Origin of the sequence: Pseudomonas campi (assembly GCF_013200955.2) — a bacterium.
GTDB lineage: Bacteria > Pseudomonadota > Gammaproteobacteria > Pseudomonadales > Pseudomonadaceae > Aquipseudomonas > Aquipseudomonas campi.
Genome location: NZ_CP053697.2, coordinates 3,421,601 through 3,448,342, shown reverse-complemented (window position 1 = coordinate 3,448,342; position 26,742 = coordinate 3,421,601). Strand labels below are relative to the sequence as shown.

Annotated in this window: 24 protein-coding genes; 20 read left to right on the top strand and 4 right to left on the bottom strand. The window is 63.7% G+C overall.

The features are described 5' to 3' along the window. The 14 genes from hscA (at nt 1) to HNE05_RS15920 (ending at nt 13,979) form a co-directional block, all read left to right on the top strand. Complete coding sequence (gene hscA, locus HNE05_RS15985) at nt 1–1,869, top strand: Fe-S protein assembly chaperone HscA (RefSeq protein WP_173209174.1); 1,869 nt, start codon at nt 1–3, stop codon at nt 1,867–1,869. Next, on the top strand, nt 1,869–2,210 hold the full coding sequence (gene fdx / locus HNE05_RS15980) for an ISC system 2Fe-2S type ferredoxin (protein WP_173209173.1): 342 nt from the start codon (nt 1,869–1,871) through the stop codon (nt 2,208–2,210). The genes hscA and fdx overlap by 1 nt, the downstream gene beginning before the upstream one ends. A 14-nt stretch (nt 2,211–2,224) precedes the next feature. After that, nucleotides 2,225–2,425 (top strand): Fe-S cluster assembly protein IscX, encoded by a 201-nt coding sequence (gene iscX, locus HNE05_RS15975; RefSeq protein ID WP_173209172.1) that lies wholly within the window; start codon nt 2,225–2,227, stop codon nt 2,423–2,425. Nucleotides 2,426–2,540: 115 nt separating this feature from the next. Beyond that, the gene (gene ndk, locus HNE05_RS15970) at nt 2,541–2,972 is read left to right on the top strand and encodes a nucleoside-diphosphate kinase (protein WP_173209171.1); all 432 of its coding nucleotides are present in this window, start codon (nt 2,541–2,543) and stop codon (nt 2,970–2,972) included. A gap of 24 nt (nt 2,973–2,996) precedes the next feature. Next, nucleotides 2,997–4,145, top strand: a complete 1,149-nt coding sequence (gene rlmN, locus HNE05_RS15965; protein ID WP_173209170.1) for a dual-specificity RNA methyltransferase RlmN — start codon at nt 2,997–2,999, stop codon at nt 4,143–4,145. Between the two features lie 11 nt (nt 4,146–4,156). Next, the gene (pilW, locus tag HNE05_RS15960) at nt 4,157–4,918 is read left to right on the top strand and encodes a type IV pilus biogenesis/stability protein PilW (protein WP_173209169.1); all 762 of its coding nucleotides are present in this window, start codon (nt 4,157–4,159) and stop codon (nt 4,916–4,918) included. Continuing rightward, complete coding sequence (locus tag HNE05_RS15955; protein WP_173209168.1) at nt 4,918–5,976, top strand: helix-turn-helix domain-containing protein; 1,059 nt, start codon at nt 4,918–4,920, stop codon at nt 5,974–5,976. The genes pilW and HNE05_RS15955 overlap by 1 nt, the downstream gene beginning before the upstream one ends. Nucleotides 5,977–5,978: 2 nt before the next feature. Continuing rightward, on the top strand, nt 5,979–7,091 hold the full coding sequence (gene ispG / locus HNE05_RS15950; protein WP_173209167.1) for a flavodoxin-dependent (E)-4-hydroxy-3-methylbut-2-enyl-diphosphate synthase: 1,113 nt from the start codon (nt 5,979–5,981) through the stop codon (nt 7,089–7,091). Between the two features lie 18 nt (nt 7,092–7,109). Next, entirely contained in the window at nt 7,110–8,399 is a 1,290-nt protein-coding gene (hisS, locus tag HNE05_RS15945) for a histidine--tRNA ligase (RefSeq protein WP_173209165.1), read from the top strand. 29 nt (nt 8,400–8,428) lie between these two features. Next, nucleotides 8,429–9,070, top strand: a complete 642-nt coding sequence (locus HNE05_RS15940; protein ID WP_240008770.1) for a tetratricopeptide repeat protein — start codon at nt 8,429–8,431, stop codon at nt 9,068–9,070. After that, a complete protein-coding gene (bamB, locus tag HNE05_RS15935; RefSeq protein ID WP_173209163.1) occupies nt 9,063–10,214 on the top strand; it encodes an outer membrane protein assembly factor BamB in 1,152 nt (383 codons plus the stop codon). The genes HNE05_RS15940 and bamB overlap by 8 nt, the downstream gene beginning before the upstream one ends. 79 nt (nt 10,215–10,293) lie before the next feature. Continuing rightward, nucleotides 10,294–11,757, top strand: coding sequence for a ribosome biogenesis GTPase Der (der, locus tag HNE05_RS15930; RefSeq protein ID WP_173209161.1), 1,464 nt, complete (start codon nt 10,294–10,296; stop codon nt 11,755–11,757). A gap of 143 nt (nt 11,758–11,900) precedes the next feature. Next, on the top strand, nt 11,901–13,049 hold the full coding sequence (locus tag HNE05_RS15925; RefSeq protein ID WP_173209159.1) for a pyridoxal phosphate-dependent aminotransferase: 1,149 nt from the start codon (nt 11,901–11,903) through the stop codon (nt 13,047–13,049). 132 nt (nt 13,050–13,181) lie between these two features. After that, nucleotides 13,182–13,979 carry an amidohydrolase gene (locus HNE05_RS15920; RefSeq protein ID WP_173209157.1) on the top strand — a complete coding sequence of 266 codons (798 nt, stop codon included), beginning with the start codon at nt 13,182–13,184 and terminating at the stop codon, nt 13,977–13,979. 21 nt (nt 13,980–14,000) lie between these two features. Here the strand turns inward: HNE05_RS15920 and HNE05_RS15915 are convergent, their stop codons facing one another. From HNE05_RS15915 to xseA, 4 genes are all read right to left on the bottom strand, one after another. Next, entirely contained in the window at nt 14,001–14,756 is a 756-nt protein-coding gene (locus HNE05_RS15915) for a substrate-binding periplasmic protein (RefSeq protein WP_219637204.1), read from the bottom strand. A gap of 106 nt (nt 14,757–14,862) precedes the next feature. Then, nucleotides 14,863–16,533, bottom strand: a complete 1,671-nt coding sequence (leuA, locus tag HNE05_RS15910) for a 2-isopropylmalate synthase (RefSeq protein ID WP_219637203.1) — start codon at nt 16,531–16,533, stop codon at nt 14,863–14,865. Between the two features lie 480 nt (nt 16,534–17,013). After that, on the bottom strand, nt 17,014–17,913 hold the full coding sequence (locus tag HNE05_RS15905) for a peptidoglycan DD-metalloendopeptidase family protein (RefSeq protein WP_173209154.1): 900 nt from the start codon (nt 17,911–17,913) through the stop codon (nt 17,014–17,016). A 53-nt stretch (nt 17,914–17,966) separates the two neighbouring features. Continuing rightward, a complete protein-coding gene (xseA, locus tag HNE05_RS15900; protein ID WP_173211701.1) occupies nt 17,967–19,346 on the bottom strand; it encodes an exodeoxyribonuclease VII large subunit in 1,380 nt (459 codons plus the stop codon). A gap of 106 nt (nt 19,347–19,452) precedes the next feature. On the opposite strand from xseA, the gene HNE05_RS15895 reads away from it, so the two are divergent. The 6 genes from HNE05_RS15895 to HNE05_RS15870 all read left to right on the top strand — a co-directional run bounded on the left by HNE05_RS15895 (nt 19,453) and on the right by HNE05_RS15870 (nt 26,738). Then, complete coding sequence (locus HNE05_RS15895; RefSeq protein WP_173209152.1) at nt 19,453–20,007, top strand: sugar ABC transporter ATPase; 555 nt, start codon at nt 19,453–19,455, stop codon at nt 20,005–20,007. A gap of 174 nt (nt 20,008–20,181) precedes the next feature. Beyond that, nucleotides 20,182–21,651 carry an IMP dehydrogenase gene (gene guaB / locus HNE05_RS15890; protein WP_173209150.1) on the top strand — a complete coding sequence of 490 codons (1,470 nt, stop codon included), beginning with the start codon at nt 20,182–20,184 and terminating at the stop codon, nt 21,649–21,651. Nucleotides 21,652–21,918: 267 nt separating this feature from the next. Further along, a complete protein-coding gene (gene guaA, locus HNE05_RS15885; protein WP_173209148.1) occupies nt 21,919–23,499 on the top strand; it encodes a glutamine-hydrolyzing GMP synthase in 1,581 nt (526 codons plus the stop codon). 131 nt (nt 23,500–23,630) lie between these two features. After that, entirely contained in the window at nt 23,631–24,299 is a 669-nt protein-coding gene (locus HNE05_RS15880) for a DUF1326 domain-containing protein (protein WP_240008769.1), read from the top strand. Further along, complete coding sequence (locus HNE05_RS15875; RefSeq protein ID WP_240008768.1) at nt 24,280–25,035, top strand: DUF2182 domain-containing protein; 756 nt, start codon at nt 24,280–24,282, stop codon at nt 25,033–25,035. Before HNE05_RS15880 ends, HNE05_RS15875 begins: the two co-directional genes overlap by 20 nt. A gap of 335 nt (nt 25,036–25,370) precedes the next feature. Further along, the gene (locus HNE05_RS15870; protein WP_173209144.1) at nt 25,371–26,738 is read left to right on the top strand and encodes a multicopper oxidase family protein; all 1,368 of its coding nucleotides are present in this window, start codon (nt 25,371–25,373) and stop codon (nt 26,736–26,738) included. Nucleotides 26,739–26,742 lie beyond the last annotated feature (4 nt).

The window sequence follows — 26,742 nt, the reverse complement described above, 5'->3', positions numbered from 1 at the left end:
ATGGCCCTACTGCAGATCGCCGAACCCGGCCAAAGTCCCCAGCCCCACCAGCGTCGCCTGGCCGTGGGTATCGATCTGGGCACCACCAATTCCCTGGTCGCTGCCGTGCGCAGCGGCCTCTCCGCACCGCTGGCGGATGCCGCTGGGCAGGTCATCCTGCCGTCCGCCGTGCGCTATCACGCCGATCGCGTCGAGGTGGGTCAGGCCGCCAAGCTGGCCGCGCCGCTCGATCCGCTGAATACCGTGCTGTCGGTCAAGCGCCTGATGGGGCGCGGCCTGGAAGACGTCAAACAGCTGGGTGAGCAGTTGCCCTACCGCTTCGTCGTCGGCGAGTCGCACATGCCATTCGTCGAAACGGTGCAGGGCGCCAAGAGCCCGGTCGAAGTGTCGGCCGAGATTCTCAAGGTGCTGCGTCTGCGCGCCGAAGAGGCGCTGGGTGGCGAACTGGTGGGGGCGGTGATCACCGTGCCGGCCTACTTCGACGATGCTCAGCGCCAGGCCACCAAGGATGCTGCGCGTCTGGCCGGTCTCAACGTACTGCGCCTGCTCAACGAGCCGACTGCGGCGGCGGTGGCCTATGGTCTCGACCAGCAGGCCGAGGGCGTGGTCGCCATCTATGACCTGGGTGGCGGCACTTTCGATATTTCCATCCTGCGCCTGAGTCGTGGCGTGTTCGAGGTGATGGCTACCGGTGGCGACAGCGCCCTGGGCGGCGATGACTTCGACCATGCCATCGCCGGCTGGATGATGCAGCAGGCCGGCTTGTCCATGGATATCGATCCGGGCACCCAGCGCAGCCTGCTGCAGGCGGCCTGCGCGGCCAAGGAAGCGCTGACCACGGCCGATGTGGCCGAGTTGGTGCATGGCGATTGGCGCGGCGAGCTGAGCCGTGCGCAGTTCGATGCGCTGATCGAGCCCATGTTGGCGCGCAGCCTCAAGGCCTGTCGCCGTGCGGTGCGTGATGCTGGTATCGAGATCGATGAAGTCGAGGCGGTGGTCATGGTCGGCGGCTCCACCCGCGTGCCGCGTGTGCGTGCGGCGGTCGGCGAGCTGTTCGGTCGTCAGCCGCTGACCGATATCGACCCGGATCAGGTGGTGGCCATCGGTGCCGCGATCCAGGCCGATACCCTGGCCGGCAACCAGCGTGGCAATGGTGAAGAGCTGCTGCTGCTCGACGTGATTCCGTTGTCCCTGGGGCTGGAAACCATGGGCGGCCTGATGGAGAAGGTCATTCCGCGCAACACCACGATTCCGGTGGCGCGCGCGCAGGACTTCACTACCTATAAAGATGGCCAGACGGCCATGATGATCCATGTGCTGCAGGGTGAGCGCGAGCTGATCAGCGATTGCCGCTCCCTGGCGCGCTTCGAGCTGCGTGGTATTCCGCCGCTGGTGGCCGGCTCGGCAAAGATTCGCGTGACCTTCCAGGTCGACGCCGATGGCCTGCTCAGCGTGGCAGCCCGCGAGCTGGGTTCTGGTGTCGAGGCGAGCATCCAGGTCAAGCCGTCCTATGGCCTGACCGATGGCGAGATCGCGCGCATGCTCCAGGACTCCTTCCAGAATGCCGGGGATGACAAAGTCGCCCGGGTGCTGCGCGAGCAGCAGGTCGATGCCCAGCGCCTGATCGAGGCGGTGCAGGCCGCTTTGGCGGCTGATGGCGAGCGCTTGCTGGATGCCGATGAGCGCCTGGCTATCGAGCTGCAGGTGCAGGAGCTGGCCGAATTGATGAAGGGCAGCGACGGTTACGCCATCGAGCAGCAGACCAAGCGTCTGTCGCAGGTGACCGACGCCTTTGCGGCCCGGCGCATGGATTTGACGGTGAAAGCCGCGCTGGCCGGGCGCAATCTGAATGAAATCGAGGATAACTGATGCCGCAGGTCATTTTTCTGCCCCACGAGAAGTTCTGCCCGGACGGCATGGTGGTCGAGGCTGAGCCGGGTACGTCCATTCTCGAAGTGGCCCATGCGCACCACATCGAGATGGAAAACGCCTGTGGCGGCGTCTGCGCCTGCACGACCTGCCACTGCATCGTCCGCGAGGGTTTTGCTTCCCTGGAAGAGGCTGACGAGCTGGAAGAAGACTTCCTTGATCGGGCCTGGGGCCTGGAGCCGCAATCGCGCCTGGCCTGCCAGGCGATCGTCGGGACTGAAGACCTGACAGTGGAAATCCCGAAATACTCGCTCAACCATGCCGCTGAAGCGCCGCACTGATCCAAGGAGCTGTCATGAGTCTGAAATGGGCTGATGTGCTGGATATCGCCATCGAGCTGGCTGAAAGCAAGCCGGATGTCGATCCGCGCTATGTCAACTTCGTCGACCTGCATCGCTGGGTGCTGGCCCTGCCGGATTTCAGCGACGATCCGCAGCGCGGCGGTGAGAAAGTGCTGGAAGCGATCCAGGCCGCCTGGATCGAAGAAGCCGAGTAACTGAAAACCCAGTAACTGAGGGCGCCGCTCGGTGCCGGTCTACGCATTTTTCCCTAACCCGCGTATAATTCGCGGGTTTACTTGTTCGCTTTAATCCTTGTTTCCGGAGTTTCACATGGCTGTTCAACGCACTTTCTCCATCATCAAGCCCGATGCCGTCGCCAAAAACGTAGTAGGCGAAATCACCAGCCGTTTCGAAAAAGCCGGCCTGCGCGTCGTTGCTTCGAAAATGGTTCAGCTGTCCGAGCGCGAAGCTGGCGGTTTCTACGCCGAGCACAGCGAGCGTGGCTTCTTCAAAGACCTGGTTGCCTTTATGGTTTCCGGTCCGGTCATCGTCCAGGTTCTGGAAGGTGAAGACGCTATCGCCAAAAACCGCGAACTGATGGGCGCTACCAACCCGAAAGAAGCTGCTGCCGGCACCATCCGTGCTGACTTCGCCGTTTCCATCGACGAAAACGCCGTACACGGTTCCGATTCCGAGGCTTCCGCCGCTCGCGAGATCGCGTACTTCTTCGCCGCCACCGAGGTGTGCGCTCGCATTCGCTAATCGCGAACAGGCGAGGGTGATTCCATGACTGCAACTGCCGGTAAAATCAATCTGCTGGGTCTGACCCAGACTGAAATGGAGAGCTTCTTCGAGTCAATCGGAGACAAGCGCTTCCGTGCCGGCCAGGTGATGAAATGGATTCACCACTTTGGCGTCGATGATTTCGACGCCATGAGTAATCTGGGCAAGGCCTTGCGCGAAAAGCTCAAGGCCTGTGCCGAAATTCGAGGTCCCGAGGTTGTCAGCCAGGACATCTCCACCGATGGCACCCGTAAGTGGGTGGTGCGCGTGGCGTCCGGCAGTTGCGTCGAGACCGTGTACATCCCGCAAGGCGGCCGTGGCACCCTTTGTGTGTCGTCCCAGGCCGGCTGTGCGCTGGATTGCAGTTTCTGTTCCACCGGCAAGCAGGGCTTCAACAGCGACCTGACTGCCGCGGAAATCATCGGCCAGGTGTGGATTGCCAACAAATCCTTCGGCACCGTACCGGCCAAGATCGACCGTGCCGTCACCAACGTGGTGATGATGGGCATGGGCGAGCCCCTGTTGAACTTCGACAATGTCGTTGCCGCCATGCGCATCATGATGGACGACCTTGGCTATGGCATTTCCAAGCGCAAGGTGACCCTGTCCACCTCCGGCGTGGTGCCGATGATCGACAAGCTGGGCGAGGTCATCGACGTGTCGCTGGCCCTGTCGCTGCATGCGCCGAATGACGCGCTGCGTAGCGAACTGGTGCCGATCAACAAGAAATACCCGCTGGATGTGCTGCTGCCGGCCTGCCGGCGTTATATCGAGGGACTGGGCGAGAAGCGCTTCCTGACCATCGAGTACACCCTGCTCAAGGACGTCAACGACCAGCCTGAGCATGCTGAGCAGATGATCGCACTTCTCAAGGATTTTCCTTGCAAGATCAATCTGATTCCGTTTAATCCCTTCCCCTTCTCCGGTTACGAGCGGCCGAGCAATAACGCCATTCGTCGCTTCCAGGACCTGTTATACAAGGCCGGGCACAATGTCACCGTGCGCACCACGCGTGGCGATGACATCGATGCCGCCTGTGGCCAGCTGGTTGGCCAGGTACAGGACCGCACGCGGCGTAGCGAGCGTTACATTGCCGTGCGCCAGCTGGGTAACGAGGCCGAAGAACCTCGCAATAGCGACAAAAGAACCTGAAGGGGATGTTCATGACATTGCGCGCTGCGCTTTTCCTGTCTCTTGCCGGCCTGTTAGCCGGTTGTATCACCGATGGCGGGGCCCCGGATCCGCTGAGTACGGACGAGGGGCGGGATCAGGCGCGTGATGCCTACATCCAGCTGGGGCTGGGTTACCTGGTGCAGGGCGCCACGGAAAAGGCCAAGGCTCCTCTGAAGTCGGCGCTGGAACTCGATCCGTCCAGCGCCGAGGCGCATGCAACCCTGGCGGTGGTGTTCCAGCGCGAGATGGAAAACAAGCTGGCCGAACAGCATTACCGCAAGGCGCTCTCCCTGAGTTCCAACGAGACCCGCGTCCTCAACAATTATGGCGGCTTCCTCTTCGAGCAGAAGCGCTATCAGGAAGCGTTCGACGTCTATCTCAAGGCCTCCGAAGACACCCTGTATGCCGAGCGCTCGCGGGTCTTCGAAAACCTGGGCATGACCGCGCTGCAGCTGGGTCGCCGCGATGAGGCGAAGGCCTTTTTCGAGCGCGCCCTGCGCCTCAACAGCCGGCGTACCCTGGCGCTGCTGCAGATGGCGCAGCTGTCTCTCGAAGACAAGCAATATGTGCCGGCCCGTGGTTTTTATGAACGCTTCAGTCAGCAGGCCGAGCAGACGCCGGCCAGCCTGTTGCTGGGCATCCGCCTGGCCCAGGTGTTCGAGGATCGCGACCAGGTTGCGAGCCTCGGCCTGCAGCTGAAGAGACTCTATCCGGGTACCCCGGAATACCAGCAATACCTGTCGGAGCAGTGATGAAAACGTCGCATCCCGAAGCAGTCGCGGCGAGTCGTGTGAATCCGGGCGAAACCCTGCGCAAGGCTCGCGAAAGCAAGAACTGGGTCTTGACCGAGGTGGCTGCACAACTGAATTTGACCCCTCAGGCTCTGCAACAGCTGGAGTCTGGTGCGTTCGAAAAACTGCCTGGGCACACCTTTGCCCGTGGCTATGTGCGCGCCTATGCCAAGTTGCTGGGCATGGACCAGAATCGCCTGGTCAGTGAGTTCGACCAGTTCACTGGTAGCGATGCCAGCGGTAGCCGTGTGCACAGCCTGGGGCGCATCGAAGAGCCCGTGCGGCTTTCGCAAAGCATCCTGAAGATGGTCAGCCTGTGTCTGTTGCTGGCACTGGGTGCGGGTGCGTTTTTCTGGTGGCAGGCCGGTGCGGGCAATATACCGACCTTGCCGGCCGATCTCGGTCTGGAGCATGTTGAGGTCGAGGGCGCGGACGGCACCACGGAAATTCATCCCCTGGACGAGCCGGAAGACCAGGCCGTTGCCGACGCTCAGGGCGCTGTCGAGCCCGTGGCTCCGGTGTTGCCCGCAGAGCTTGCGGCACAGCCTGAAGTGCCGGTCGCCAGCGAGGCGGTCATGCTGCCAGCAGTAGCAGCGCCGGCCGACGCTGGCAGCCAGGCTCCGCTTGTGCCGCAGCCGGACGCTCAACCGCCGGTCGTACCTGCTGCTCCTGCCCCTGCTGCTTCGCCCGTACAGCCTGCTCCTGCCACTCCGCCGGCGCCTGAGCCTGCTGCGCCGGTGGTCAGCGAGCCGGTCGTGGCGCTTGTGCCGGCTGCCGGTGAGTCCAAGGTGCATTTGCAGTTCACGGCTGACTGCTGGACGCAGCTGACCGATGCCACTGGTAAGGTTCTGCTCAGCGCGCTGAAGCGTCGGGGTGAAAGTATCGAGCTGGTCGGCAAGGCCCCGCTGGAGCTGCGTCTTGGTTTTGCCCGCGGCGCCCAGGTACGCCTGGATGGCCAGCCGGTCGACGTGGCCGCCTTCACCCATGGTGAAACCGCCCGTCTGAAGCTGGGGCAATAAGCATGCATTGCGAGTCCCCGATCAAGCGTCGCCTGTCCCGTAAAATCTGGGTCGGCTCGGTTCCGGTGGGCGGCGATGCGCCGATTGCCGTGCAGAGCATGACCAACACCGATACCTGCGACGTGGCTGCCACCGTCGGGCAGATCCGTCGCCTGGAAGAGGCCGGCGCCGATATCGTCCGTGTGTCCGTGCCGGACATGCAGGCCGCCGAAGCCTTCGGCAAGATCAAGCTGCAGGTGAATGTGCCGCTGGTTGCCGATATCCACTTCGATTACCAGATCGCCCTGCGGGTGGCCGAGCTGGGCGTCGACTGCCTGCGCATCAACCCCGGCAATATCGGTCGCGAAGACCGCGTGCGTGCGGTGGTTGAAGCGGCGCGCGACAAGGGCATCCCGATTCGTATCGGGGTCAATGCCGGTTCGCTGGAAAAGGACCTGCAGAAGAAATATGGCGAACCGACCCCGGCTGCACTGGTCGAGTCGGCGCTGCGCCATGTCGAGCACCTGGATCGCCTGAACTTCCCTGACTTCAAGGTCAGCGTGAAGGCTTCCGACGTGTTCATGGCCGTCGAGGCCTATCGCCTGCTGGCCAAGCAGATCGAGCAGCCGCTGCACCTGGGCATCACCGAAGCCGGCGGCTTGCGCTCCGGCACGGTGAAGTCCGCCGTGGGCCTGGGCATGCTGCTGATGGACGGCATTGGCGACACCATTCGCATCTCCCTGGCCGCCGATCCGGTGGAAGAGATCAAGGTCGGCTACGACATCCTCAAGTCCCTGCGCCTGCGCTCGCGCGGTATCAACTTCATCGCCTGCCCGAGCTGCTCGCGGCAGAATTTCGATGTGGTGAAGACCATGAACGAGCTGGAGACCCGCGTCGAAGACCTGCTGGTGCCGCTCGATGTGGCGGTGATCGGCTGCGTGGTCAATGGTCCCGGTGAGGCCAAGGAAGCGCATATCGGCCTGACCGGCGGCTCGCCGAACAACCTGATCTACATCGACGGCAAGCCGGCGCACAAACTGACCAATGAAAACCTGGTGGACCAGCTGGAAAAGCTGATCCGCCAGAAAGCGGCTGAGAAGGTCGAGGCCGAAGCGGCCGTTATCGCCCGCGGCTGACCGCACTAAGGATTATTTGTGAGCAAGACCCTACAAGCCATTCGCGGCATGAACGATATCCTGCCGGAGCAGACGCCGACCTGGCGCTATCTGGAGAACACCCTGGCCACCCTGTTGGATGGCTACGGTTACAAGGAAATCCGCCTGCCGGTGCTCGAATTCACCGAGCTGTTCGCCCGCGGCATCGGCGAAGGCACCGATGTGGTCGACAAGGAGATGTATACCTTCCTCGACCGCAATGCAGAGTCGCTGACCCTGCGTCCGGAAGGCACTGCAGGCTGCGTGCGGGCGGTGCTGGAGCACGGCCTGACCGGTGGCGGCCAGGTGCAGAAACTCTGGTACGCCGGCCCGATGTACCGCTACGAAAAGCCGCAGAAAGGCCGCTACCGCCAGTTCCATCAGGTCGGCGTGGAAGTCTTCAACCTGCCAGGGCCGGATATTGATGCCGAGCTGATCGTGCTCACCGCACGCCTGTGGCAGAAGCTCGGGCTGGCTGGCTCGGTGACCCTGCAGCTCAACAGCTTGGGTTCCAGCGAAGCCCGTGCGGTGTATCGCGATGCCCTGGTGGCCTATCTGCAGGAGCGCTTCGAACAGCTCGATGAGGATAGTCAGCGTCGTCTGACCACCAACCCGCTGCGCATTCTCGACAGCAAGAATGCCCAGACCCAAGCCTTGCTGGTTGGCGCGCCGACCCTGCACGACTACCTCGACGAGGAATCGCGCGTGCACTTCGAGGGGCTCAAGGCTCGTCTGGATGCGCTCGGCATTGGCTACGAAATCAATCCGAAGCTGGTGCGTGGCCTGGATTACTACGGCCGCACCGTGTTCGAGTGGGTCACCGACAAGCTCGGCTCGCAAGGCACCGTGTGTGCCGGTGGCCGTTACGACGGGCTGATCAGCCAGTTCGGCGGCAAGCCAACGCCCGGCGTCGGCTTCGCCATGGGCGTCGAGCGCCTGGTGCTGCTGCTGGAAACCCTGGAGTTGGTGCCCGCAGCACTGCACAGCCCGGCCGACCTTTACCTGTGCGCGTTTGGCGAGCCGGCCGAGCTGGCTGCCCTGACCCTGGCCGAGCGTCTGCGTGATGCCATGCCGGGCCTGCGCCTGGTGGTCAACGCCGGTGCCGGCAGTTTCAAGAGCCAGTTCAAGAAGGCCGACAAGAGCGGCGCACGCTTCGCCCTGATTCTGGGTGAGGACGAACTGGCCACCCGCGTGGTAGGTTGCAAACCTTTGCGCGACGACAGCGAACAACAAACCATTGCCTGGGATGCGCTTGCGCAGCACCTTGCCACCTGCCTGGCGCAGGCTTGAAGCACATCGAGAATTAAGGAGTTACCGGGGTGAGCATGACCGAAGACGAACAGATTGCGCAGATCAAGGACTGGTGGCAGCGCAATGGCAAACCCCTGCTGACCGGTGGCGTGCTGGCGCTGGCCTTGGTATTCGGCTGGAAAGGCTGGCAGGAATACCAGAGCACCCAGGCGCAAACGGCTTCGCTGACCTATCAGCAACTGCTGGAAACCAGCCTGACTGCCGAGGGCAAGCCGGATATCGCCAAGGTTGCCGAGCTGGCGGGCAAGCTCAAGAGCGAGCATGCCGGTAGCCACTATGCCCAGTACGCGGCCCTGTTCGTGGCCAAGGTGGCGGTGGAAAGTGGCAAGCTGGACGATGCGGCGGCCGAACTGAAGGCGCTGATCGACAAGCCGGTCGATGCGACTGTGGCCGAGCTGGCTCGCCAGCGCCTGGCTCGCGTGCTGGCCGCCCAGGGCAAGGTCGAAGATGGCCTCAAGCTGCTGGATGGCGAAGCGGGCAAAGCCTGGCTGGCCAGCCGTGAAGAACTCAAGGGCGATCTGCTGGTGCAGCTCGGCCGAACTGACGATGCCCATGCGGCCTATCAGAAAGCCAAGCAAGCACTGGCTGACGATGCTGCCGTAGGTGGCCTGCAAATGAAGCTCGACGACCTGGCAAAAGGGGATGCGTGACGTGATGCGCTGGAAGAATGCCGCCGTGCTGGCCCTGGCCGTTCTGGCCGTGGGTTGCAGCAGCAACAGCAAGAAGGAACTGCCGCCTGCCGAGTTGCCTGACATTCAGGAAGAAGTGCAGCTGGAGAAGCAATGGAGCCGCTCCGTCGGTGACGGCCAGGGCGAGCTGTATAACCTGCTGACTCCGGCCGTGGATGGCGAGCGCCTGTTCGCCGCCGATGCCGAAGGTGTGGTGATGGCCCTCGATCGCCTGAGTGGCGACGTGTTCTGGAAAGTCGACCTGGAGCTGCCGGTATCCGGCGGTGTGGGCGCCGGTTACGGCCTGGTGCTGGTCGGCACCCTCAAGGGTGAAGTAGTCGCCCTCGACTCCAGCTCCGGTGAAGAGCGCTGGCGTGCTCGGGTGACCAGCGAAGTGCTGTCCGCCCCGGCCACCAACGGTGACGTGGTGGTGGTGCAGACCCAGGACGATCGCCTGATCGGTCTGGATGCCAGCACCGGCGAGCAGCGCTGGATCTTCGAGAACAGCCCGGCCGTACTGACCCTGCGCGGTACCAGCAGCCCGGTGGTGACTAACCGTCTGGCCATTGCCGGCCTGTCCACCGGCAAGGTGATTGCCCTGGATATCCAGCGTGGCATCCCGGTGTGGGAACAGCGCGTGGCCGTGCCGCAAGGCCGTTCCGAGCTGGAGCGCGTGGTCGACATCGACGGCAGCCTGCTGCTGTCCGGTGGCACCCTGTACGTGGTGACCTACCAGGGCAAAGTAGCCGCCATCGACATCGAAAACGGCCGCCAGCTGTGGCAGCGTGAAGCCTCCAGCTACGTGGGCCTGGCCCAGGGCTTCGGCAACGTCTACGTCAGCCAGGCCGGTGGCAGTGTCGAGAGCATCGACGAGCGCTCCACTTCGGCACTGTGGAACAACGACGCCCTGGCCCGTCGTCAGCTGTCGGCGCCCGAAGTGTTTTCCAGCTACGTCGCAGTCGGCGACCTGGAAGGCTACCTGCACCTGCTGAGCCAGGTGGATGGCCACTTCGTCGGTCGCGAGAAGATCGACGGCGACGGCCTGCGTGCCCGCCCGCTGGTGGTGGGTGACTGGATCTACGCCTACGGCAACAGCGGTAAGCTGGTCGCGCTGACCATCCGCTAAGCTGTTTTGCAATGTCCGGCCGCTGCCGTTCTACGGCAGCGGCCTTTGTGTTTTCTGGATTTAGTTGTGGAGGAGCCCAATGGTTCCGGTAATCGCCCTGGTGGGCCGTCCCAATGTGGGCAAGTCGACCCTGTTCAACCGCCTGACCCGCAGCCGCGATGCCATCGTCGGTGACCTGTCGGGCCTGACCCGTGACCGCCAGTATGGCGAGGCCAAATGGGAAGGTCGTAGCTACATCCTGGTCGACACCGGCGGCATCTCCGGCGACGAGGAGGGCATCGACGAGAAGATGGCCGAGCAGTCCCTGCTGGCCATCGAGGAAGCCGATGTCGTGCTGTTCCTGGTCGACGCCCGTGCCGGCATGACCGCCGGGGACCAGATGATTGGCGAGCACCTGCGCAAGCGCAACAAGCGCAGCTACCTGGTGGTGAACAAGATCGACAACATCGATCCGGACATCGCCCGCGCCGAATTCAGCCCGATGGGACTGGGCGAAGCCCTGCCGATTGCCGGCGCCCATGGCCGTGGCATCACCCAGATGCTCGAAGCGGCACTCGGTGAGTTCCCGCAAGACGAGGAAGAGGACGCCCTCGACGAAGAGGTCGCCGAAGGCGAGGAAGCCAAGCGCATTCCCGGCCCGAGCGAGAAGGATGGCATCAAGATCGCCATCATCGGCCGGCCCAACGTCGGCAAGTCGACCCTGGTCAACCGCATGCTCGGTGAAGAGCGCGTGGTGGTCTATGACCAGCCAGGCACCACCCGCGACAGCATCTACATCCCGTTCGAGCGCAATGACGAGAAGTACACGCTGATCGACACCGCCGGCGTGCGCAAGCGCGGCAAGATCCACGAGGAAGTGGAAAAGTTCTCGGTGGTGAAGACCCTGCAGGCGATCAAAGACGCCAACGTGGTGATCTTCGTCATGGATGCCCGCGAAGGGGTGGTCGACCACGACCTCAACCTGCTCGGCTTTGCCATCGAATCCGGTCGTGCGCTGGTCATCGCGCTGAACAAGTGGGACGGCATGGAGCCGGGCGAGCGCGACTACGTGAAGACCGAGCTGGAGCGCCGGCTGTTCTTCGTCGACTATGCCGACATCCACTTCATCTCCGCCTTGCATGGCACGGGCGTGGGCAACCTGTACAAGTCGGTGCAGGCTTCGTTCATGTCGGCGATCACCCGCTGGCCGACCAACCGCCTGACCCAGATCCTCGAGGACGCGGTGCGCGAGCACCAGCCGCCGATGGTCAGCGGTCGTCGCATCAAGCTGCGCTATGCCCACCTCGGTGGCGCCAACCCGCCGCTGATCGTGATCCACGGCAACCAGGTCGATGCGGTACCGAAGTCCTACTCGCGCTACCTGGAGAACACTTTCCGCCGGGTGCTCAAACTGGTCGGTACGCCGATCCGCATCGAGTACAAGGGCGGTGAGAACCCCTACGAGGGCAAGAAGAACACCCTCACCGACCGTCAGGTGAACAAGAAGCGCCGCCTGATGAGCCACCACAAGAAGGCCGAGAAGAAGCGTCGCGACAAGAAGTAAGCATCGCATCAGCCGCTGGTTAGCGTGGTTTGAAAGGCGCAGAAGCATAAGCTTCTGCGCCTTTTTCATATGCGTGGCTGCTGCATCCGCCGGCGCCCATCGGCTATCCTCGCGGCTCGCGCCCGTCTGCAGGAATAGGCCAGATGCTCACCAGCAAGTTGCCGCATGTCGGCACCACCATCTTCACTCGCATGTCCCAGCTCGCCGCGGAAACCGGCGCGCTCAACCTGTCCCAGGGCTTTCCCGACTTCGACGGGCCGCAGGCCCTGCGTGATGCCGTCGGCCGGCATATTGCCGCCGGCCACAACCAATACGCGGCGATGACCGGCCTGCCAGCCCTGCGCGAACAGGTGGCGGCGAAGATCGCCCGTTGCTACGGGCGTAGCGTCAGCGCCGATACGGAGGTGACCATCACCCCCGGCGCCACCCAGGCGATCTTCTGTGCGATCCAGGCGCTGATCCATCCCGGCGACGAGGTGATCGTCTTCGACCCCAGCTACGACAGCTACGAACCCTCGGTGGAACTGGCCGGCGGGCGCTGCGTGCATGTGCCGCTGGCCCTGCCGGACTTCGCCATCGACTGGCAGCGCCTGCAGGATGCCCTGAGCCCGTGCACGCGGCTGATCATCCTCAACAGCCCGCATAACCCCAGCGGCGCGCTGATTGCCCGCGCCGAGCTGGATCGCCTGGCGGCATTGATCCGCGAGCGCGACATCTACCTGATCAGCGACGAGGTCTACGAGCACCTGGTCTTCGACGGTGTGGCGCACGCCAGCGTGCTGGCCCACGAGGAGCTGTACCAGCGGGCCTTCGTGGTCAGCTCGTTCGGCAAGACCTATCACGTCACCGGCTGGAAGACTGGCTACGTGGTGGCACCGCCGGCGCTGACCGCGGAGCTGCGCAAGGTCCACCAGTACGTCAGTTTCTGTGGGGTGACCCCGCTGCAGTGGGCGCTGGCCGAATTCATGAGTGAGCATCCCGAGCATGTCGAGGAGCTGCCGGCGTTCTACCAGAGCAAGCGTGACCTGTTCTGCGACCTGCTGGCGAACTCGCGTTTCCGCTTCCGCCGCACCAGCGGTACCTATTTTCAGCTGGTCGATTATTCGGCGATCCGCCCCGACCTGGACGACGTGGCCATGGCCGAATGGTTGACCCGCGAGCACGGCGTGGCGGCCATTCCGGTGTCGGTGTTCTACCGGCAGCCGCCGGCCGAACTGCGCCTGGTACGCTTCTGCTTCGCCAAGCGCGAAGACACCCTGCGTCAGGCTGCCGAGAAGCTCTGCGCGGTGTAGCGGCGGGTCTGTTGCCGATTAAGCGCGCATGTAGGAGCCAGCTTGCTGGCGATGCTGTTGAGGTGAAGTGGATCGCCAGCAAGGACTAGGCGTCCCCCTGGTTCCTACAAAAAATCATCTGGAGGCGTTGCGATGAGCCATAAACCCGATCTCGAACTGGCATTGATTCAGAGCGAACTGACCTGGCAGGACCCGGCGGCCAACCGCGCGCACTTTGCCGATCTGCTGGCCGAGGCGCGTGCCGCCGATCTGGTGATCCTGCCGGAAATGTTCAGCACCGGTTTTTCCATGCACTCCTCGGCCCTGGCCGAGCCGGAGGACGGGCCGACCACTGCCTGGCTGCTGGAGCAGGCCGAACGCATCGGTTCGGTGATCTGCGGCAGCCTGATCATCCAGATCGCCGATGGCAGCTACCGCAATCGCCTGTTGTGGGCGCGTCCGGACGGCACGCTGGCGCATTACGACAAGCGTCACCTGTTCCGCATGGCGGGCGAGCACAAGCACTATGCCGCCGGTGAGCAGCAGGTGCTGCTGGAGCTGAAGGGCTGGCGGGTGCGTCCGCTGATCTGCTACGACCTGCGCTTCCCGGTGTGGAGTCGCGATGCCGGCGGTACCGACCTGCTGCTGTACACCGCCAACTGGCCGGCGGCACGGCGCCAGCACTGGAACCGCTTGCTGCCGGCGCGGGCGATCGAGAACCTGTGCTACGTGGCGGCGGTCAATCGCATCGGCAGCGATGGCAATGGCCATCCCTACAGTGGCGACAGCCAGGTGCTGGACTTCCAGGGCGAGGCGCTGCTAACGCCGGGCGAGGCGGCTGGTGTGTTCCGTGTGCGCCTCAGTGCGGCCAACCTGGCGACCTATCGCGAACGTTTTCCCGCGCATCTGGATGCCGATGGCTTCAGTCTGGGCGAGCCCGATGGGTTCTGAAAGGGTGCCACTCACCGAGCGTTACTGCTGCAGATAGTGGTCGTAGATTTCCTGGTAGCGGCCCGTGGCCTTGAGGTGTTCCAGGCCGGCATTGAAGTCGTCACGAATCTGCGGGTCGCTGAACACCGGGCGGTAATCATCGGGATCGATTTCGGTGAACTCGTGCATCTGCACCGACTTGGCCTTGAACAGAGTGGTGCGCTCCAGCAGCAGCTCGAAATAACGGAAGATGCTGCGGTCGCTGAGCACCACATCGTAGCGGGCCTTGTTCAGGCCGAGCACCTGTAACTCCTGATTGTTTTGCTCGAAGTACAGGCCAGCCTGTTCGCTGGCCGCCAGCCACTCAGGGTAGCGTTTGGCTGCACCCTGGAAGGCCACCACGCTCAGCCCCTTGAGGTCTTCCGGTTTCTTGATGCTGAGGTTGCGGCCCTTGAGGGTGACGAATACGTTCTGGTAGATCACTGCCGGGTTGCCGTAGTGGGCGCCGATTTCGCTGAGATCCTGGCCCAGGTCGGTCATCGCCGCATCCACTTCACCCTGGCGAAAGGTCAGTGGTACGCGGGCCAGTGGGTAGTAGCGGGGCTTGAGCTGGTGGCCCTTGAAGGCCAGGGCTTCGCCGATGATTTCCAGCTCGATGCCGCTGTCGCTTTCGGGGAAGCAGAACGGCGGAATCTTCTCGCCGAAGGCCATCACTACATCGGCGGCGTTGCTCAGGTTGGGTGCGGCCAGCAGCAGGCCAAACAGAAGACTGCGCAGTAGCAATCCAGATTTGCGCATCAGTGTTCTCCACCAGCAAGCAACTGACTGCAGTCTAGTTAGCTCGATGGATGGGTGCAGTAAAAAGGGGAGCCTGAGCTCCCCTTTTTACTAACAACTGTATGAATCAGGCGGCTTGCACTTCTGCCTGGCTCATGGCGCGGTTGAGCGCGCTGAACAGGGCGCGGAAGGTCGCCGTGGTCAGGTTCTCGTCGATGCCGATGCCGTGCAGCGGGCGCCCGCCGTTGACGCGGACCTCGATATACGCAGCGGCCTGGGCATTGGTGCCGGAGCTGATGGCGTGCTCGTGGTAATCCATGATCTCCACGCTCAGCGGCAGGGCGGCAACCAGGGCCTCCAGCGGACCTTTGCCGGTGCCGTGCTTGCGGCGCAGCTCGCCGCCTACGGTCACGTCGATGTCGACATTGCAGATGCCGTTCTCTTCCTGCAGGCGATGACTCTTCAGCACATAGGGACTGTTGGCCTTGAGGTACTCGTTTTCCAGCAGGCCGTAGATCTGCGCAGCAGTCATTTCCAGGCCGAGGCGATCGGTTTCTTTCTGCACCACCTGGCTGAACTCGATCTGCATGCGGCGCGGCAGGCTGATGCCGTATTCCTGCTCGAGGAGGAAGGTGATGCCGCCCTTGCCGGACTGGCTGTTGACGCGAATCACCGCCTCGTAGTCGCGGCCGATATCAGCCGGGTCGATCGGCAGGTACGGCACTTCCCAGATGCCTTGCGGGTCCTGCTGGGCGAAGCCCTTGCGGATCGCATCCTGGTGCGAGCCGGAGAAGGCGGTGTGCACCAGATCGCCGACATAGGGGTGACGCGGGTGCACCGGCAACTGGTTGCACTCCTCGACCACCTTGCGCACGGCATCAATGTCGGAGAAGTCCAGCTGCGGGTCGACGCCCTGGGTGTAGAGGTTCAGCGCCACGGTGACCAGGCAGACGTTGCCGGTACGCTCGCCATTGCCGAACAGGCAGCCTTCCACGCGGTCGGCGCCGGCCATCAGGCCCAGCTCGGTGGCGGCCACGCCGGTGCCGCGGTCGTTGTGGGTGTGCAGGCTGAGCAGCACGCTGTCGCGACGGTCGACATGACGGCCGAACCACTCGATCTGGTCGGCGTAGTTGTTCGGCGTGGCGCCTTCGATGGTCGCCGGCAGGTTGAGGATCAGCTTGTTCGCCGGGGTCGGCTGGAACACGCCGATCACCGCGTTGCACACCTCGACGGCGAAATCGATCTCGGTGGAGCTGAACACTTCCGGCGAGTACTCGAAGCCCCACTGGGTTTCCGGCTGGGCGGCGGCCAGGCGCTTGACGATCTTCGCCGCTTCCACGGCGATCTCGACCACGCCGGCCTTGTCCTGGTTGAAGACGATGCGGCGGAAGCTCGGCGCGGTGGCGTTGTAGTAATGGACGATGGCCTTCTTGGCGCCCTTGAGCGACTCGAAGGTACGGGTGATCAGGTCTTCACGGGCCTGGGTCAGCACCTGGATGGTCACGTCGTCGGGAATGTGGCCGCCTTCGATCAGCTCGCGGACGAAGTCGAAGTCGGTCTGCGAGGCGGACGGGAAGCCCACTTCGATTTCCTTGATACCGACCTTCAGCAGGGTCTTGAAGAAGCGCATCTTCTTCTCGGCATCCATCGGCTCGATCAGCGACTGGTTGCCGTCACGCAGGTCGGTGGACAACCAGATCGGTGCCTTGTCGATGATCTGATCCGGCCAGGTGCGGTCCGGAATCTGGATCGGAGTGAAGGGGCGATACTTCTTCGACGGGTCTTTGAGCATGGTCATGGGGCTAATCCTTGGTCGGCGGCAGGCCGGGGAAACGAGGTGTTGGCTAACGCAGGGAGTTAGCCGCGCAGTCGTGGACTGACCAGGCGCAGGCAGGCGTGTTGGCGCAACAGAATGAGGGTGTGAGAGCTGTTCATGGGTAAACCCTACTGGCAGAGGTTAAAGCTGGCAAGGCTTGCCGTAAAAACGCTGATTAAATGCGGTTAAATACGAATATGGAAATAATATTGCTCAATTATGCGTATTGCTTTGTTTGGGTTGCGTGGCGATTTTCAGCTTTCTCAGAACATGTTTACGATTTTCTGAATTAGAGCCAGACAAGGCAAAAGCGGCCGAGGAAGCGGAGTTTACGAGCTGTAAATGAGCATGACTCGTTTCACTCGCCCTTCGGGTCGCGCTAAAGCGCGTTAGCCGCAAGCGGCTTTCCGAGGCCGCTTTTAACGCGGTATGACCGCGAGTCAGGAGATCGTAAGCAGGTTCTCAGGGTTTGAACGCGCCGATGAAAATGGCCGGGTCGACCCGCGCGTCGTTGAGGCTGACATTCCAGTGCAGGTGCGGGCCGGTGGCGCGGCCGGTGCTGCCGACCTTGCCGAGCAGGCCGCCGCGCGGCAGCTCCTGGCCAAGTTGCACGTCTACCGCTGACAGATGGCAGAACATGCTGATCAGGCCCTGGCCGTGGTCGATGAACACGGTCTTGCCGTTGAAGAAGTAGTCGCCGATCAGGATCACCTTGCCGGCCGCTGGCGCCTTGATCGGCGTACCGGCCTTGGCGGCGAAGTCCAGGCCGGAGTGCGGGTTGCGCTCCTCGCCATTGAAGAAGCGGCGCAGGCCGAAGGGGCTGGAGAGTGGGCCGTCGACTGGTTTGTCGAGTAGCAGATTGCTCGGCTGGCGTGCGCTGAACTGCTGGTAGGCGCGGGTCTGCTCGGCAAGCTCGCGCTCGATGCGCTTGAGGTTGGCCGGGCTCGGATTGACCTGCTCTGGGTTCTTCAGGGTGATGCGCTGCTCGCGGTAGTGCTTGCTGCCGATCTGCAAGGTGACCGCCTGGCCGTCGACCAGCACCTGCGCCGGGCCGGGCTGGCTGGTCAGTGGCAGGCCGATGATGGCGATCCATTGCCGGCCGTCTTCCTTGACCGTCAGCACCGGTTTGCCCTGGAAGCGCACCTGCGGCGCGCTGACGCCGCTGCCCAGTTGGAGTACGGCGACGCCGCCCGGCACCGGCTTGTGCAGCAGGCGGCTGATGAAGCCTTCGGCATGGGCGGGCAGGGCGAAGCAGAGTGCCAGGGGTAGGAGCAGAACCTGTAGGAGCGAGCTCTGCTCGCGAAGCTTTTTCGCTTGAGATGTTCGCGAGCAGAGCTCGCTCCTACGGGCGGGGGTGGGCATCGGGTCAATCCAGTTGAGTGGGGTGGATGGCGCGCGCCCATCCACCTTGAGAGTTAATCGAGCAGCGACAGGGTCACCGGCGTCAGGTGGTTGTCTTCCACTCGCACCACCAGTTCGCCTTCACCGAGCCTGGCCTTGAGGCGCTGGCCGGGCTGGGTCTGCGCAGCGCTGCGAATGGCCTGGCCGCGTTCGTCGAGGAGGATGCTGTAGCCGCGGCCGAGGGTCGCCAGTGGGCTGACGATATGCAGGTTCTGCATCAGGCTTGCGAGCTTCTGCCGGCGCTCCCGCAGTTGGCCGAGTGCGGCGCGCGGCAGGCGTGCGGCCAGGCTGTCCAGGCGCTGGCGCAGCAGGGCCAGGCTACGCCCCGGATGCTGGGCGGCCAGACGGGTGTCCAGGCGCGCCAGGCGTTCGCTGCGGTTGTGCAGTTGCTGGGTAAAGGCGCGGCGCAGACGCATGTCGAGGTCGTCCAGGCGCTGCGCCTGTTGGCGCAGGCGTTCGCCAGGGTGGCGCAGGCGCCGGGCCATGCCGTCCAGGCGCAGGCGCTCGTGGGCCAGGCGCCCCTGCATGCGCAGCAGCAGGCGGCGCTTGAGGTTGTCCAGGCGGTGGCGCAGGTCGCTGCTGTCCGGTGCCAGCAATTCGGCGGCGGCGGAGGGTGTTGGCGCGCGTACGTCGGCGACGAAGTCGCTGATCGATACATCGGTCTCATGGCCGACGGCGCTGACGATAGGCGTTTTGCAGGCGGCCACGGCGCGGGCCACGGCTTCTTCGTTGAAGCACCAGAGGTCTTCCAGCGAGCCGCCGCCACGGGCCAGGATCAGCGCGTCGAAACCCTGGGCATCGGCCAGTTGCAGGGCGCGGACGATCTGCGCGGTGGCTTCGCGACCCTGCACGGCGGTGGGAATCAGGGTCAGCGCCACCTGCGGTGCGCGGCGGCGGAACACGCTGATGATGTCGCGGATCACCGCGCCGGTCGGCGAACTGATGATGCCGATGCGTTGCGGGTGGGCGGGCAGGGCGATTTTGTTCTCGGCGCTGAACAGGCCTTCGCCGGAGAGCTTTTCCTTCAGCGCTTCGAAGGCCAGGCGCAGGGCGCCGTCGCCGGCCGGTTCGACGCTGTCGACGATCAGTTGGTAGTCGCCGCGGCCCTCGAACAGCGAGACCTTGCCGCGTACCTTGACCGCCAGGCCGTCGCGCAGGGCCTGGCGCACGCGGCTGGCGTTCTGCCGGAATAGCGCGCAGCGCACCTGCGCCTGGCTATCCTTGAGGGTGAAATAGAGGTGCCCGGAAGCCGGCTTGGCCAGGTTGGAGATTTCGCCTTCGACCCAGACCTGCGCGAACACGTCTTCCAGCAACAGCCGCGCGCGGTTGTTGAGCTGGCTGACGCTGAGCACATCGCGGTCGAGGCCGAGGCGTTGGAACGGGTCGTTGATCATGGCCGGCATGATAAAGGCTTTGCCGGGCCGGCCATAGGTCGACGGCGTTGACCGCCGCGCAGCAGTCGCTAAGCTGCGCGCCTTTGAGTGAGAGGCGGAGCCTGCCATGAGCGAGAACCAGGCGATTATCGTGCCGCGTATTTCCAGCTTTCCCGGCCATGAGGGGCGGGCGCGGGTGGTCCTGCGCTGGCTGGCGCAGCTGAATGTCATCGAGGAGCAGCCGAGCACCTGCGGGCGCAGCTTCAATCGCATGGCCTATGCCATCGCCCCTGGCGCGCGACGGGTGGTCGAGCTGCCGCAGCTGTTGCCTTTCGGCCAGCCGATCAACGGCCTGGAGGTGGTGAGCAAGCGCTGCATCTATACCCCGACCGAGGATTTCGCCGAGGAAGCGGGCTGCCCCGAGTGTCGCCAGGAAATAGGTCCGGCGCTGTTCGACAGCCTGGAAGAGTGGATGCCCGGGCAGACCGACAACTTCTGTTGCCCGCAATGCGGCCATGAGGACGACATCAACGGCTTCCTGTTCCTGCAGCCCTGCGCCTTCTCCAATCTGGGCTTTATCTTCAACAATTGGAGCGCCGCAACCTTCAAGCAGGGCTTTCTCGACGAGTTTGCCGAGCGTCTGGGGTATCCAGTGGCGCTGGTGCAGGTGGTTGTCTCGTAGGGTGCGCTGCGCGGTCGTTGGTGCGCGCGGCGCACCCTGCGAGGGCGTGGCCGGTGCGGAGATTCGGTCTGTTTGCTTGATCTGCTGACGGCTAAGTCATTCTTTGCATTGAGTGAGCGGGGCCTGCTGGGTATAATGGCGCGCTTCCAATTTTCCCTCCCGGGAGCCCCCGCCATGCTGCGTATCAGTCAAGAAGCCCTGACCTTCGACGACGTTCTTCTTATTCCAGGTTATTCCGAAGTTCTGCCCAAGGATGTGAGTCTCAAGACCCGCCTGACCCGTGGCATCGAGCTGAATATCCCGCTGTTGTCAGCAGCCATGGACACCGTCACCGAAGCGCGCCTGGCCATCGCCATGGCTCAGGAAGGCGGCATTGGCATCATCCACAAGAACATGACCGTCGAGCAGCAGGCTGCCGAAGTGCGCAAGGTCAAGAAATTCGAGGCCGGCGTGGTCAAGGACCCGATCACCATCGAGGCCGACGCCACTGTGCGTGATCTGTTCGAGCTGACCCGCCAGCACAACATCTCCGGCGTGCCGGTGCTGAGCAACGGCGACCTGGTCGGTATCGTCACCTCCCGCGACGTGCGCTTCGAGAACCGCCTGGACGTCCACGTGCGTGAAGTGATGACGCCGAAAGAGCGTCTGGTCACGGTCAAGGAAGGCGCCACCAAGGAAGTCGTGCGCGACCTGCTGCACAAGCACCGTATCGAGAAAGTCCTGATCGTCGATGACGCCTTCACCCTGAAGGGCATGATGACCGTCAAGGACATCGAAAAAGCCAAGGCCTACCCGCTGGCCAGCAAGGATGACCAGGCCCGCCTGCGCGTCGGCGCTGCCGTCGGCACCGGTGCCGATACCGCCGACCGTGTAGCCGCGCTGGTGGCCGCCGGCGTCGACGTGATCATCGTCGACACCGCCCACGGCCACTCCAAGGGCGTGATCGACCGCGTGCGCTGGGTCAAACAGAATTTCCCGGAAGTCCAGGTGATCGGCGGCAACATCGCCACCGGTGACGCTGCCAAGGCGCTGGTCGAAGCTGGTGCCGACGGGGTCAAGGTCGGTATCGGCCCGGGCTCGATCTGCACCACGCGCATCGTCGCCGGTGTCGGCGTGCCGCAAATCTCCGCCGTGGCCAACGTCGCCGCCGCTCTGGCTGGCACCGGTGTGCCGCTGATCGCCGACGGTGGCATCCGTTTCTCCGGTGACCTGTCCAAGGCCATCGTCGCTGGCGCCTCCGCGGTGATGATCGGCTCGATGCTGGCCGGTACCGAAGAAGCTCCGGGCGAAGTCGAACTGTTCCAGGGCCGCTCCTACAAGGCCTATCGCGGCATGGGTTCGCTGGGCGCCATGGCGCAGGCGCAAGGCTCGTCCGACCGCTACTTCCAGGACTCGTCGGCCGGTGCCGAGAAGCTGGTGCCGGAAGGCATCGAAGGCCGCGTGCCGTACAAGGGCGCGATGAGCGCCATCGTCCACCAGCTGATGGGCGGCCTGCGTGCCTCCATGGGCTACACCGGCTGCGCGACCGTCGAGGAAATGCGCACCAAGCCGGAGTTCGTGCGCATTACCGGCGCCGGCATGGCCGAGTCGCACGTGCACGACGTACAGATCACCAAGGAAGCCCCCAACTATCGCGTGGGCTGAAAAATCGATGTGCCGCTGCTGCGCTTGATCCGGCGGCGTTGGAGAAAAACTCGACACTGGCTTGCCAGTGAACGTCCGAAAGGACGGCCCGAGAGGGCGAGCGGAGCGAGTAAATGCTCATTGGCTACAGCCAACTCCGCTTTCTCGTTTCTCTCCGCCTTGCCGGCTCTGCGCTCGCGACGTGGCAAATCGATTTTTGAAGTTTGATAGGACACGGGGCTGCTATCAGCCCTTTGTCATTTGTGAATTCCGCTACGAGAGACGGCCATGGCTCACCCTGACATTCACGCCCACCGCATCCTGATTCTGGATTTCGGCTCCCAGTACACCCAACTGATCGCCCGCCGCGTGCGCGAGATCGGTGTGTATTGCGAAATCCACCCGTTCGACATGGAGAACGAGGCGATCCGCGCCTTCGCTCCGCGTGGTGTGATCCTCGCCGGTGGCCCGGAGTCGGTGCACGAAGCCGGCAGCCCGCGGGCGCCGCAAGCGGTGTTCGACCTGAATGTGCCGATCTTCGGCATCTGCTACGGCATGCAGACCATGTCCGAGCAGCTCGGCGGTCGCGTGCAGGGTTCCGACCTGCGTGAGTTCGGCTACGCCCGTGTCGACGTGGTCGGCAAGAGCCGCCTGCTCGACGGCATCGAAGACCATGTCGACACCGACGGCGTGTTCGGTCTCGACGTGTGGATGAGCCACGGCGACAAGGTCACCGAAATCCCGGCCGGCTTCCACATCCTCGCCAGCACCCCGAGCTGCCCGATCGCCGCCATGGCCGATGACGTGCGCGGTTACTACGGCGTGCAGTTCCACCCGGAAGTCACTCACACCAAGCAGGGTGGGCGCATCCTCTCGCGCTTCATCCTCGACATCTGCGGCTGTGCCGCGCTGTGGACTCCGGCCAATATCGTCGAAGACGCCATCGCCACCGTGCGTGCCCAGGTTGGCTCGTCCAAGGTGCTGCTGGGCCTGTCCGGCGGCGTCGACTCCTCGGTGGTTGCGGCGCTGCTGCACAAGGCCATCGGCGACCAGCTGACCTGCGTGTTCGTCGACAACGGCCTGCTGCGCCTGCACGAAGGTGATCAGGTAATGGCCATGTTCGCCGAGAACATGGGCGTCAAGGTCATCCGCGCCAACGCCGAAGAGCTGTTCCTCGGTCGTCTGGCCGGCGTTAGCGACCCGGAGCAGAAGCGCAAGATCATTGGTGCCAGCTTCATCGAAGTGTTCGATCAGGAAGCCACCAAGCTGCAGGACGTGAAGTTCCTCGCCCAGGGCACAATCTACCCGGACGTGATCGAGTCGGCCGGCGCAAAGACTGGCAAGGCCCACGTGATCAAGAGCCACCACAACGTTGGCGGCCTGCCGGAAGACATGCAGTTCAAACTGGTCGAACCGCTGCGCGAACTGTTCAAGGACGAAGTGCGCAAGATCGGCCTGGAGCTGGGTCTGCCCTACGACATGGTCTACCGCCACCCGTTCCCGGGCCCGGGCCTGGGCGTGCGCATCCTCGGCGAAGTGAAGAAGGAATACGCCGACATCCTGCGTCGCGCCGACCACATCTTCCTCGAAGAGCTGCACAACTTCGACTGGTACCACAAGACCAGCCAGGCTTTCGTGGTGTTCCAGCCGGTGAAATCGGTCGGAGTGGTCGGTGACGGCCGTCGCTACGCCTGGGTCGTCGCCCTGCGCGCCGTGGAAACCATCGATTTCATGACCGCGCGCTGGGCACACCTGCCCTACGAGCTGCTGGAGAAGGTGTCCAACCGCATCATCAACGAGATCGAGGGCATCTCCCGCGTCACCTACGACGTGTCGAGCAAGCCGCCAGCGACCATCGAGTGGGAATGATCGAGTAGGACCAGAAAGGGCAGCGTGAGCTGCCCTTTTTGCTGCCGGTGATTATTCGTCGTGAGGCTCCGGCTAGGGAGCTAGATGCCGATTCCGTCTAACGTGGGGTACCGCGCGCCATAAGCTGAAAGATGGGCACTTTCGACGGCGAGGTACTGATCATGGCCACCTATATCGATTGGCGTCTGCGCGGTCCCGGCGTGGATTTGTGCAACTGCGCCTTTGGCTGTCCCTGCCAGTTCAATGCGCAGCCCACGCATGGCAAGTGCGAGGCGGCAGTCGGCTTCCACATAGTTGAGGGGCATTTCGGCGACACCTCGCTGGCTGACTTGCATGTGGCCTGCACCTTTGCCTGGCCGGGGCCGATCCACGAAGGGCAGGGGCAATGCCAGGCCTTCATCGACGAGCGGGCCAGCGAGATGCAGCGCCAGGCGCTGCTGACCATCCTGTGCGGCCAGGAACAGGAGCCCACGGCGTTCTTCGCCATCTTTGCCAGCACGGTGACGACCCTGCACGAACCGCAGTTTGTGCCGGTCGAGGTGCGCACCGACCGTGCCGCGCTGACCGCCAGCATCCGTGTACCGGGCGCCATTGATGGGCGGGTCGAGCCGATCCGCAACCCCATGGATGGCTCGCCGCACCGGGCCAAGGTGGTGTTGCCGGAAGGTTTCGAGTTCGCTGAGGCCGACTGCGCCAGCGCCAGCTTCAACACGGCGGGCGCCATAGCTCTGGACTATGTCGGTACCAACGCCATGCTCTACGACCTGCACATGGGCCCCAGTGGCATCATTCGCGCCTAGCCGGGTCGACTGGGGCGCCTGGGTCGCGGCCGGCGGTGTGCTGTCGTTCGCTGCGCTGGCCTGGTACTGGACGGCGCGCGAAGCGGCGCGCATGGCGGCCATGGGTGAGATGCGCATGCCGCCAGCCGATTGGCTATCCCTGCAGGGGCTTTTTGCCTTCGGTATGTGGCTGGTGATGATGCAGGCCATGATGCTGCCGGCGGTCCTGCCGATGATCCTGCTCTATCGCCGTTGCCTGCTGCGGGATCGTCAGTACGTGGCGAAGCTGTGGCTGTTTTGCGCAGCCTACGTGCTGATATGGGCGGGCTTTGCCCTGCTCATGAGTGGGCTGCAGGCGCTCGGCGAATACCTCGGCGTGCTCGACCCGATGAGCCTGCGCCTGCCGCCAGCGCTGGGTGCCGCGGCCCTGCTGCTGGCCGGGCTGTACCAACTGAGCCAGGCCAAGGCCGCCTGCCTGAGCCACTGCCAGAGCCCGCTGGGTTTTCTGCAGCACCATGCCCGTCCAGGCCTGTCTGGTGCCTGGTTCACCGGCCTGCATCACGGTCTGTACTGCCTGGGTTGTTGCTGGGCGCTGATGTTGATCTTGCTGGTGGTGGGTGCCATGAGTCTGTGGGGCATGGTGCTGCTCAGCCTGCTGGTGCTGGCGGAGAAGCTGCTGCCGCTGGGCATCGGCTGGCGGCGCTGCAGCGGGGCACTTCTGATCAGCAGCGGGCTGCTGCTGTTCTGGTCCGCCTAAAAACCTGTTTACGATCTCCTGACTCGCGGCCATACCGCGTTAAAAACGGCCTCGGCAAGCTGCTTGCGGCTAACGCGCGCCAGCGCGGCCCGAAGGGCGAGTGAATACAGCTCGTAAACTCCGCTTCCTCGGCGTTTTGACCAGCCGAAGGCTGTTACTACGTAGCGCCTTGTCTGGCTCTAATTCAGAAGATCGTAAACAGGTTCTAGGGGCTGCGACATCGCGGCGTTCGACTTTGTCGTGGGCGGGCGAATAAAATGAGGCTGCTTCCCATTTGCTCCGCGCGCGGCTGCCTTGCCCGGCCGACGCGGCGTGTCGTTCTTTCTAGGTGATCGATGAAGTTGACTCGCAGACAGGTGCTCGCCGGCCTGGTTGGCCTCGGTGTGGCCGGCCTCGGCGCCGGTGGCGTGCGCTACTGGCTGGGGCGCCCGGAAAATGTGGCAAGCCATGACTACGAGCTGATCGCCGCGCCGCTCGATCTGGAGCTGGTGCCGGGGCACAAGACTCCTGCCTGGGCCTACGCGGGTCAGGCGCCGGGCCTGGAGTTGCGCTGCCGTCAGGGCGAGCGTCTGCGCGTGCGCTTCATCAATAAGCTTGAGGTGCCGACCACCATCCACTGGCATGGCATTCGCCTGCCGCTGGAAATGGATGGCGTGCCCTATGTCTCGCAGCTGCCGGTGTTGCCGGGCGAGTATTTCGACTACGACTTCATCACCCCGGATGCCGGTAGCTACTGGTACCACCCGCACACGGCCAGCAGCGAACAGCTCGGCCGCGGTCTTGTCGGCCCGCTGATCGTCGAGGAGCGTGAGTCGAGCGGCTTCGCCCATGAGCGCACGCTGTGCCTGAAGAGCTGGCATATCGACGAGCAGGGCGCCTTTACCGATTTCAGCGTGCCCCGCGAAGCCGCGCGCGAAGGCACTCGTGGGCGCCTGTCGAGCATCAATGGCGTGTCGCTGCCGACCCTGGAATTGCCGGCCGGGCAGGTGGTGCGTCTGCGCCTGATCAATGTCGACAACACCATCACCTATCGCCTCAATCTGCCAGGCGCCGAGGCGCGCATTTATGCCCTGGATGGCAATCCGGTGGCGCCGCGCCCGCTGGGCAAGGACTACTGGCTGGGCCCGGGTATGCGCCTGGATCTGGCGCTCAAGGTGCCGGCCGCCGGTACCGAGCTGTCATTGCGCAATGGCCCGTTGCGTCTGGCGACCCTGAAAAGCCTGGCCAGTGCCCAGGCGGCCGGCGACTGGCCGCCGGCGCTGCCGGCCAATCCGGTCGCCGAGCCGGACTTGAGCCAGGCCGAAACCCTGCGTTTCAACTTCGAGTGGGCGGCCCTGCTGGCCAGTCCGAATCAGGCAGGCCCGGCGCGCTACTGGCAGATCAACGGCCAGGCCTGGGATATCGATGACAAGGCCTGTGCCGACCGGCCCATCGCCACCTTGAAAAAAGATGGCCATTACATCTTCGTGCTGCGCAACATGGCCCAGTACCAGCACCCGATTCATCTGCATGGCATGACCTTCAAAGTGCTCGACTCCGATCGTCGCGAGATCATCCCGTATTTCACCGACACCTACCTGCTGGGCAAGAACGAAACGGCGCGCATCGCCTTCGTCGCCGATAATCCGGGTGTGTGGATGTTCCACTGCCATGTCATCGACCATATGGAAACCGGCCTGATGGCCGCGATTTCTGTGGTTTAAGGAA

Bases quoted from the DNA above. Each gene is read 5' to 3' on its own strand.
- hscA (WP_173209174.1), top strand. From the start codon at position 1: ATGGCCCTACTGCAGATCGCCGAACCCGGCCAAAGTCCCCAGCCCCAC.
- fdx (WP_173209173.1), top strand. From the start codon at position 1,869: ATGCCGCAGGTCATTTTTCTGCCCCACGAGAAGTTCTGCCCGGACGGC.
- iscX (WP_173209172.1), top strand. From the start codon at position 2,225: ATGAGTCTGAAATGGGCTGATGTGCTGGATATCGCCATCGAGCTGGCT.
- ndk (WP_173209171.1), top strand. From the start codon at position 2,541: ATGGCTGTTCAACGCACTTTCTCCATCATCAAGCCCGATGCCGTCGCC.
- rlmN (WP_173209170.1), top strand. From the start codon at position 2,997: ATGACTGCAACTGCCGGTAAAATCAATCTGCTGGGTCTGACCCAGACT.
- pilW (WP_173209169.1), top strand. From the start codon at position 4,157: ATGACATTGCGCGCTGCGCTTTTCCTGTCTCTTGCCGGCCTGTTAGCC.
- HNE05_RS15955 (WP_173209168.1), top strand. From the start codon at position 4,918: ATGAAAACGTCGCATCCCGAAGCAGTCGCGGCGAGTCGTGTGAATCCG.
- ispG (WP_173209167.1), top strand. From the start codon at position 5,979: ATGCATTGCGAGTCCCCGATCAAGCGTCGCCTGTCCCGTAAAATCTGG.
- bamB (WP_173209163.1), top strand. From the start codon at position 9,063: ATGCGTGACGTGATGCGCTGGAAGAATGCCGCCGTGCTGGCCCTGGCC.
- der (WP_173209161.1), top strand. From the start codon at position 10,294: ATGGTTCCGGTAATCGCCCTGGTGGGCCGTCCCAATGTGGGCAAGTCG.
- HNE05_RS15925 (WP_173209159.1), top strand. From the start codon at position 11,901: ATGCTCACCAGCAAGTTGCCGCATGTCGGCACCACCATCTTCACTCGC.
- HNE05_RS15920 (WP_173209157.1), top strand. From the start codon at position 13,182: ATGAGCCATAAACCCGATCTCGAACTGGCATTGATTCAGAGCGAACTG.
- HNE05_RS15915 (WP_219637204.1), bottom strand. From the start codon at position 14,756: ATGCGCAAATCTGGATTGCTACTGCGCAGTCTTCTGTTTGGCCTGCTG.
- leuA (WP_219637203.1), bottom strand. From the start codon at position 16,533: ATGACCATGCTCAAAGACCCGTCGAAGAAGTATCGCCCCTTCACTCCG.
- HNE05_RS15905 (WP_173209154.1), bottom strand. From the start codon at position 17,913: ATGCCCACCCCCGCCCGTAGGAGCGAGCTCTGCTCGCGAACATCTCAA.
- xseA (WP_173211701.1), bottom strand. From the start codon at position 19,346: ATGATCAACGACCCGTTCCAACGCCTCGGCCTCGACCGCGATGTGCTC.
- HNE05_RS15895 (WP_173209152.1), top strand. From the start codon at position 19,453: ATGAGCGAGAACCAGGCGATTATCGTGCCGCGTATTTCCAGCTTTCCC.
- guaB (WP_173209150.1), top strand. From the start codon at position 20,182: ATGCTGCGTATCAGTCAAGAAGCCCTGACCTTCGACGACGTTCTTCTT.
- guaA (WP_173209148.1), top strand. From the start codon at position 21,919: ATGGCTCACCCTGACATTCACGCCCACCGCATCCTGATTCTGGATTTC.
- HNE05_RS15880 (WP_240008769.1), top strand. From the start codon at position 23,631: ATGGGCACTTTCGACGGCGAGGTACTGATCATGGCCACCTATATCGAT.
- HNE05_RS15870 (WP_173209144.1), top strand. From the start codon at position 25,371: ATGAAGTTGACTCGCAGACAGGTGCTCGCCGGCCTGGTTGGCCTCGGT.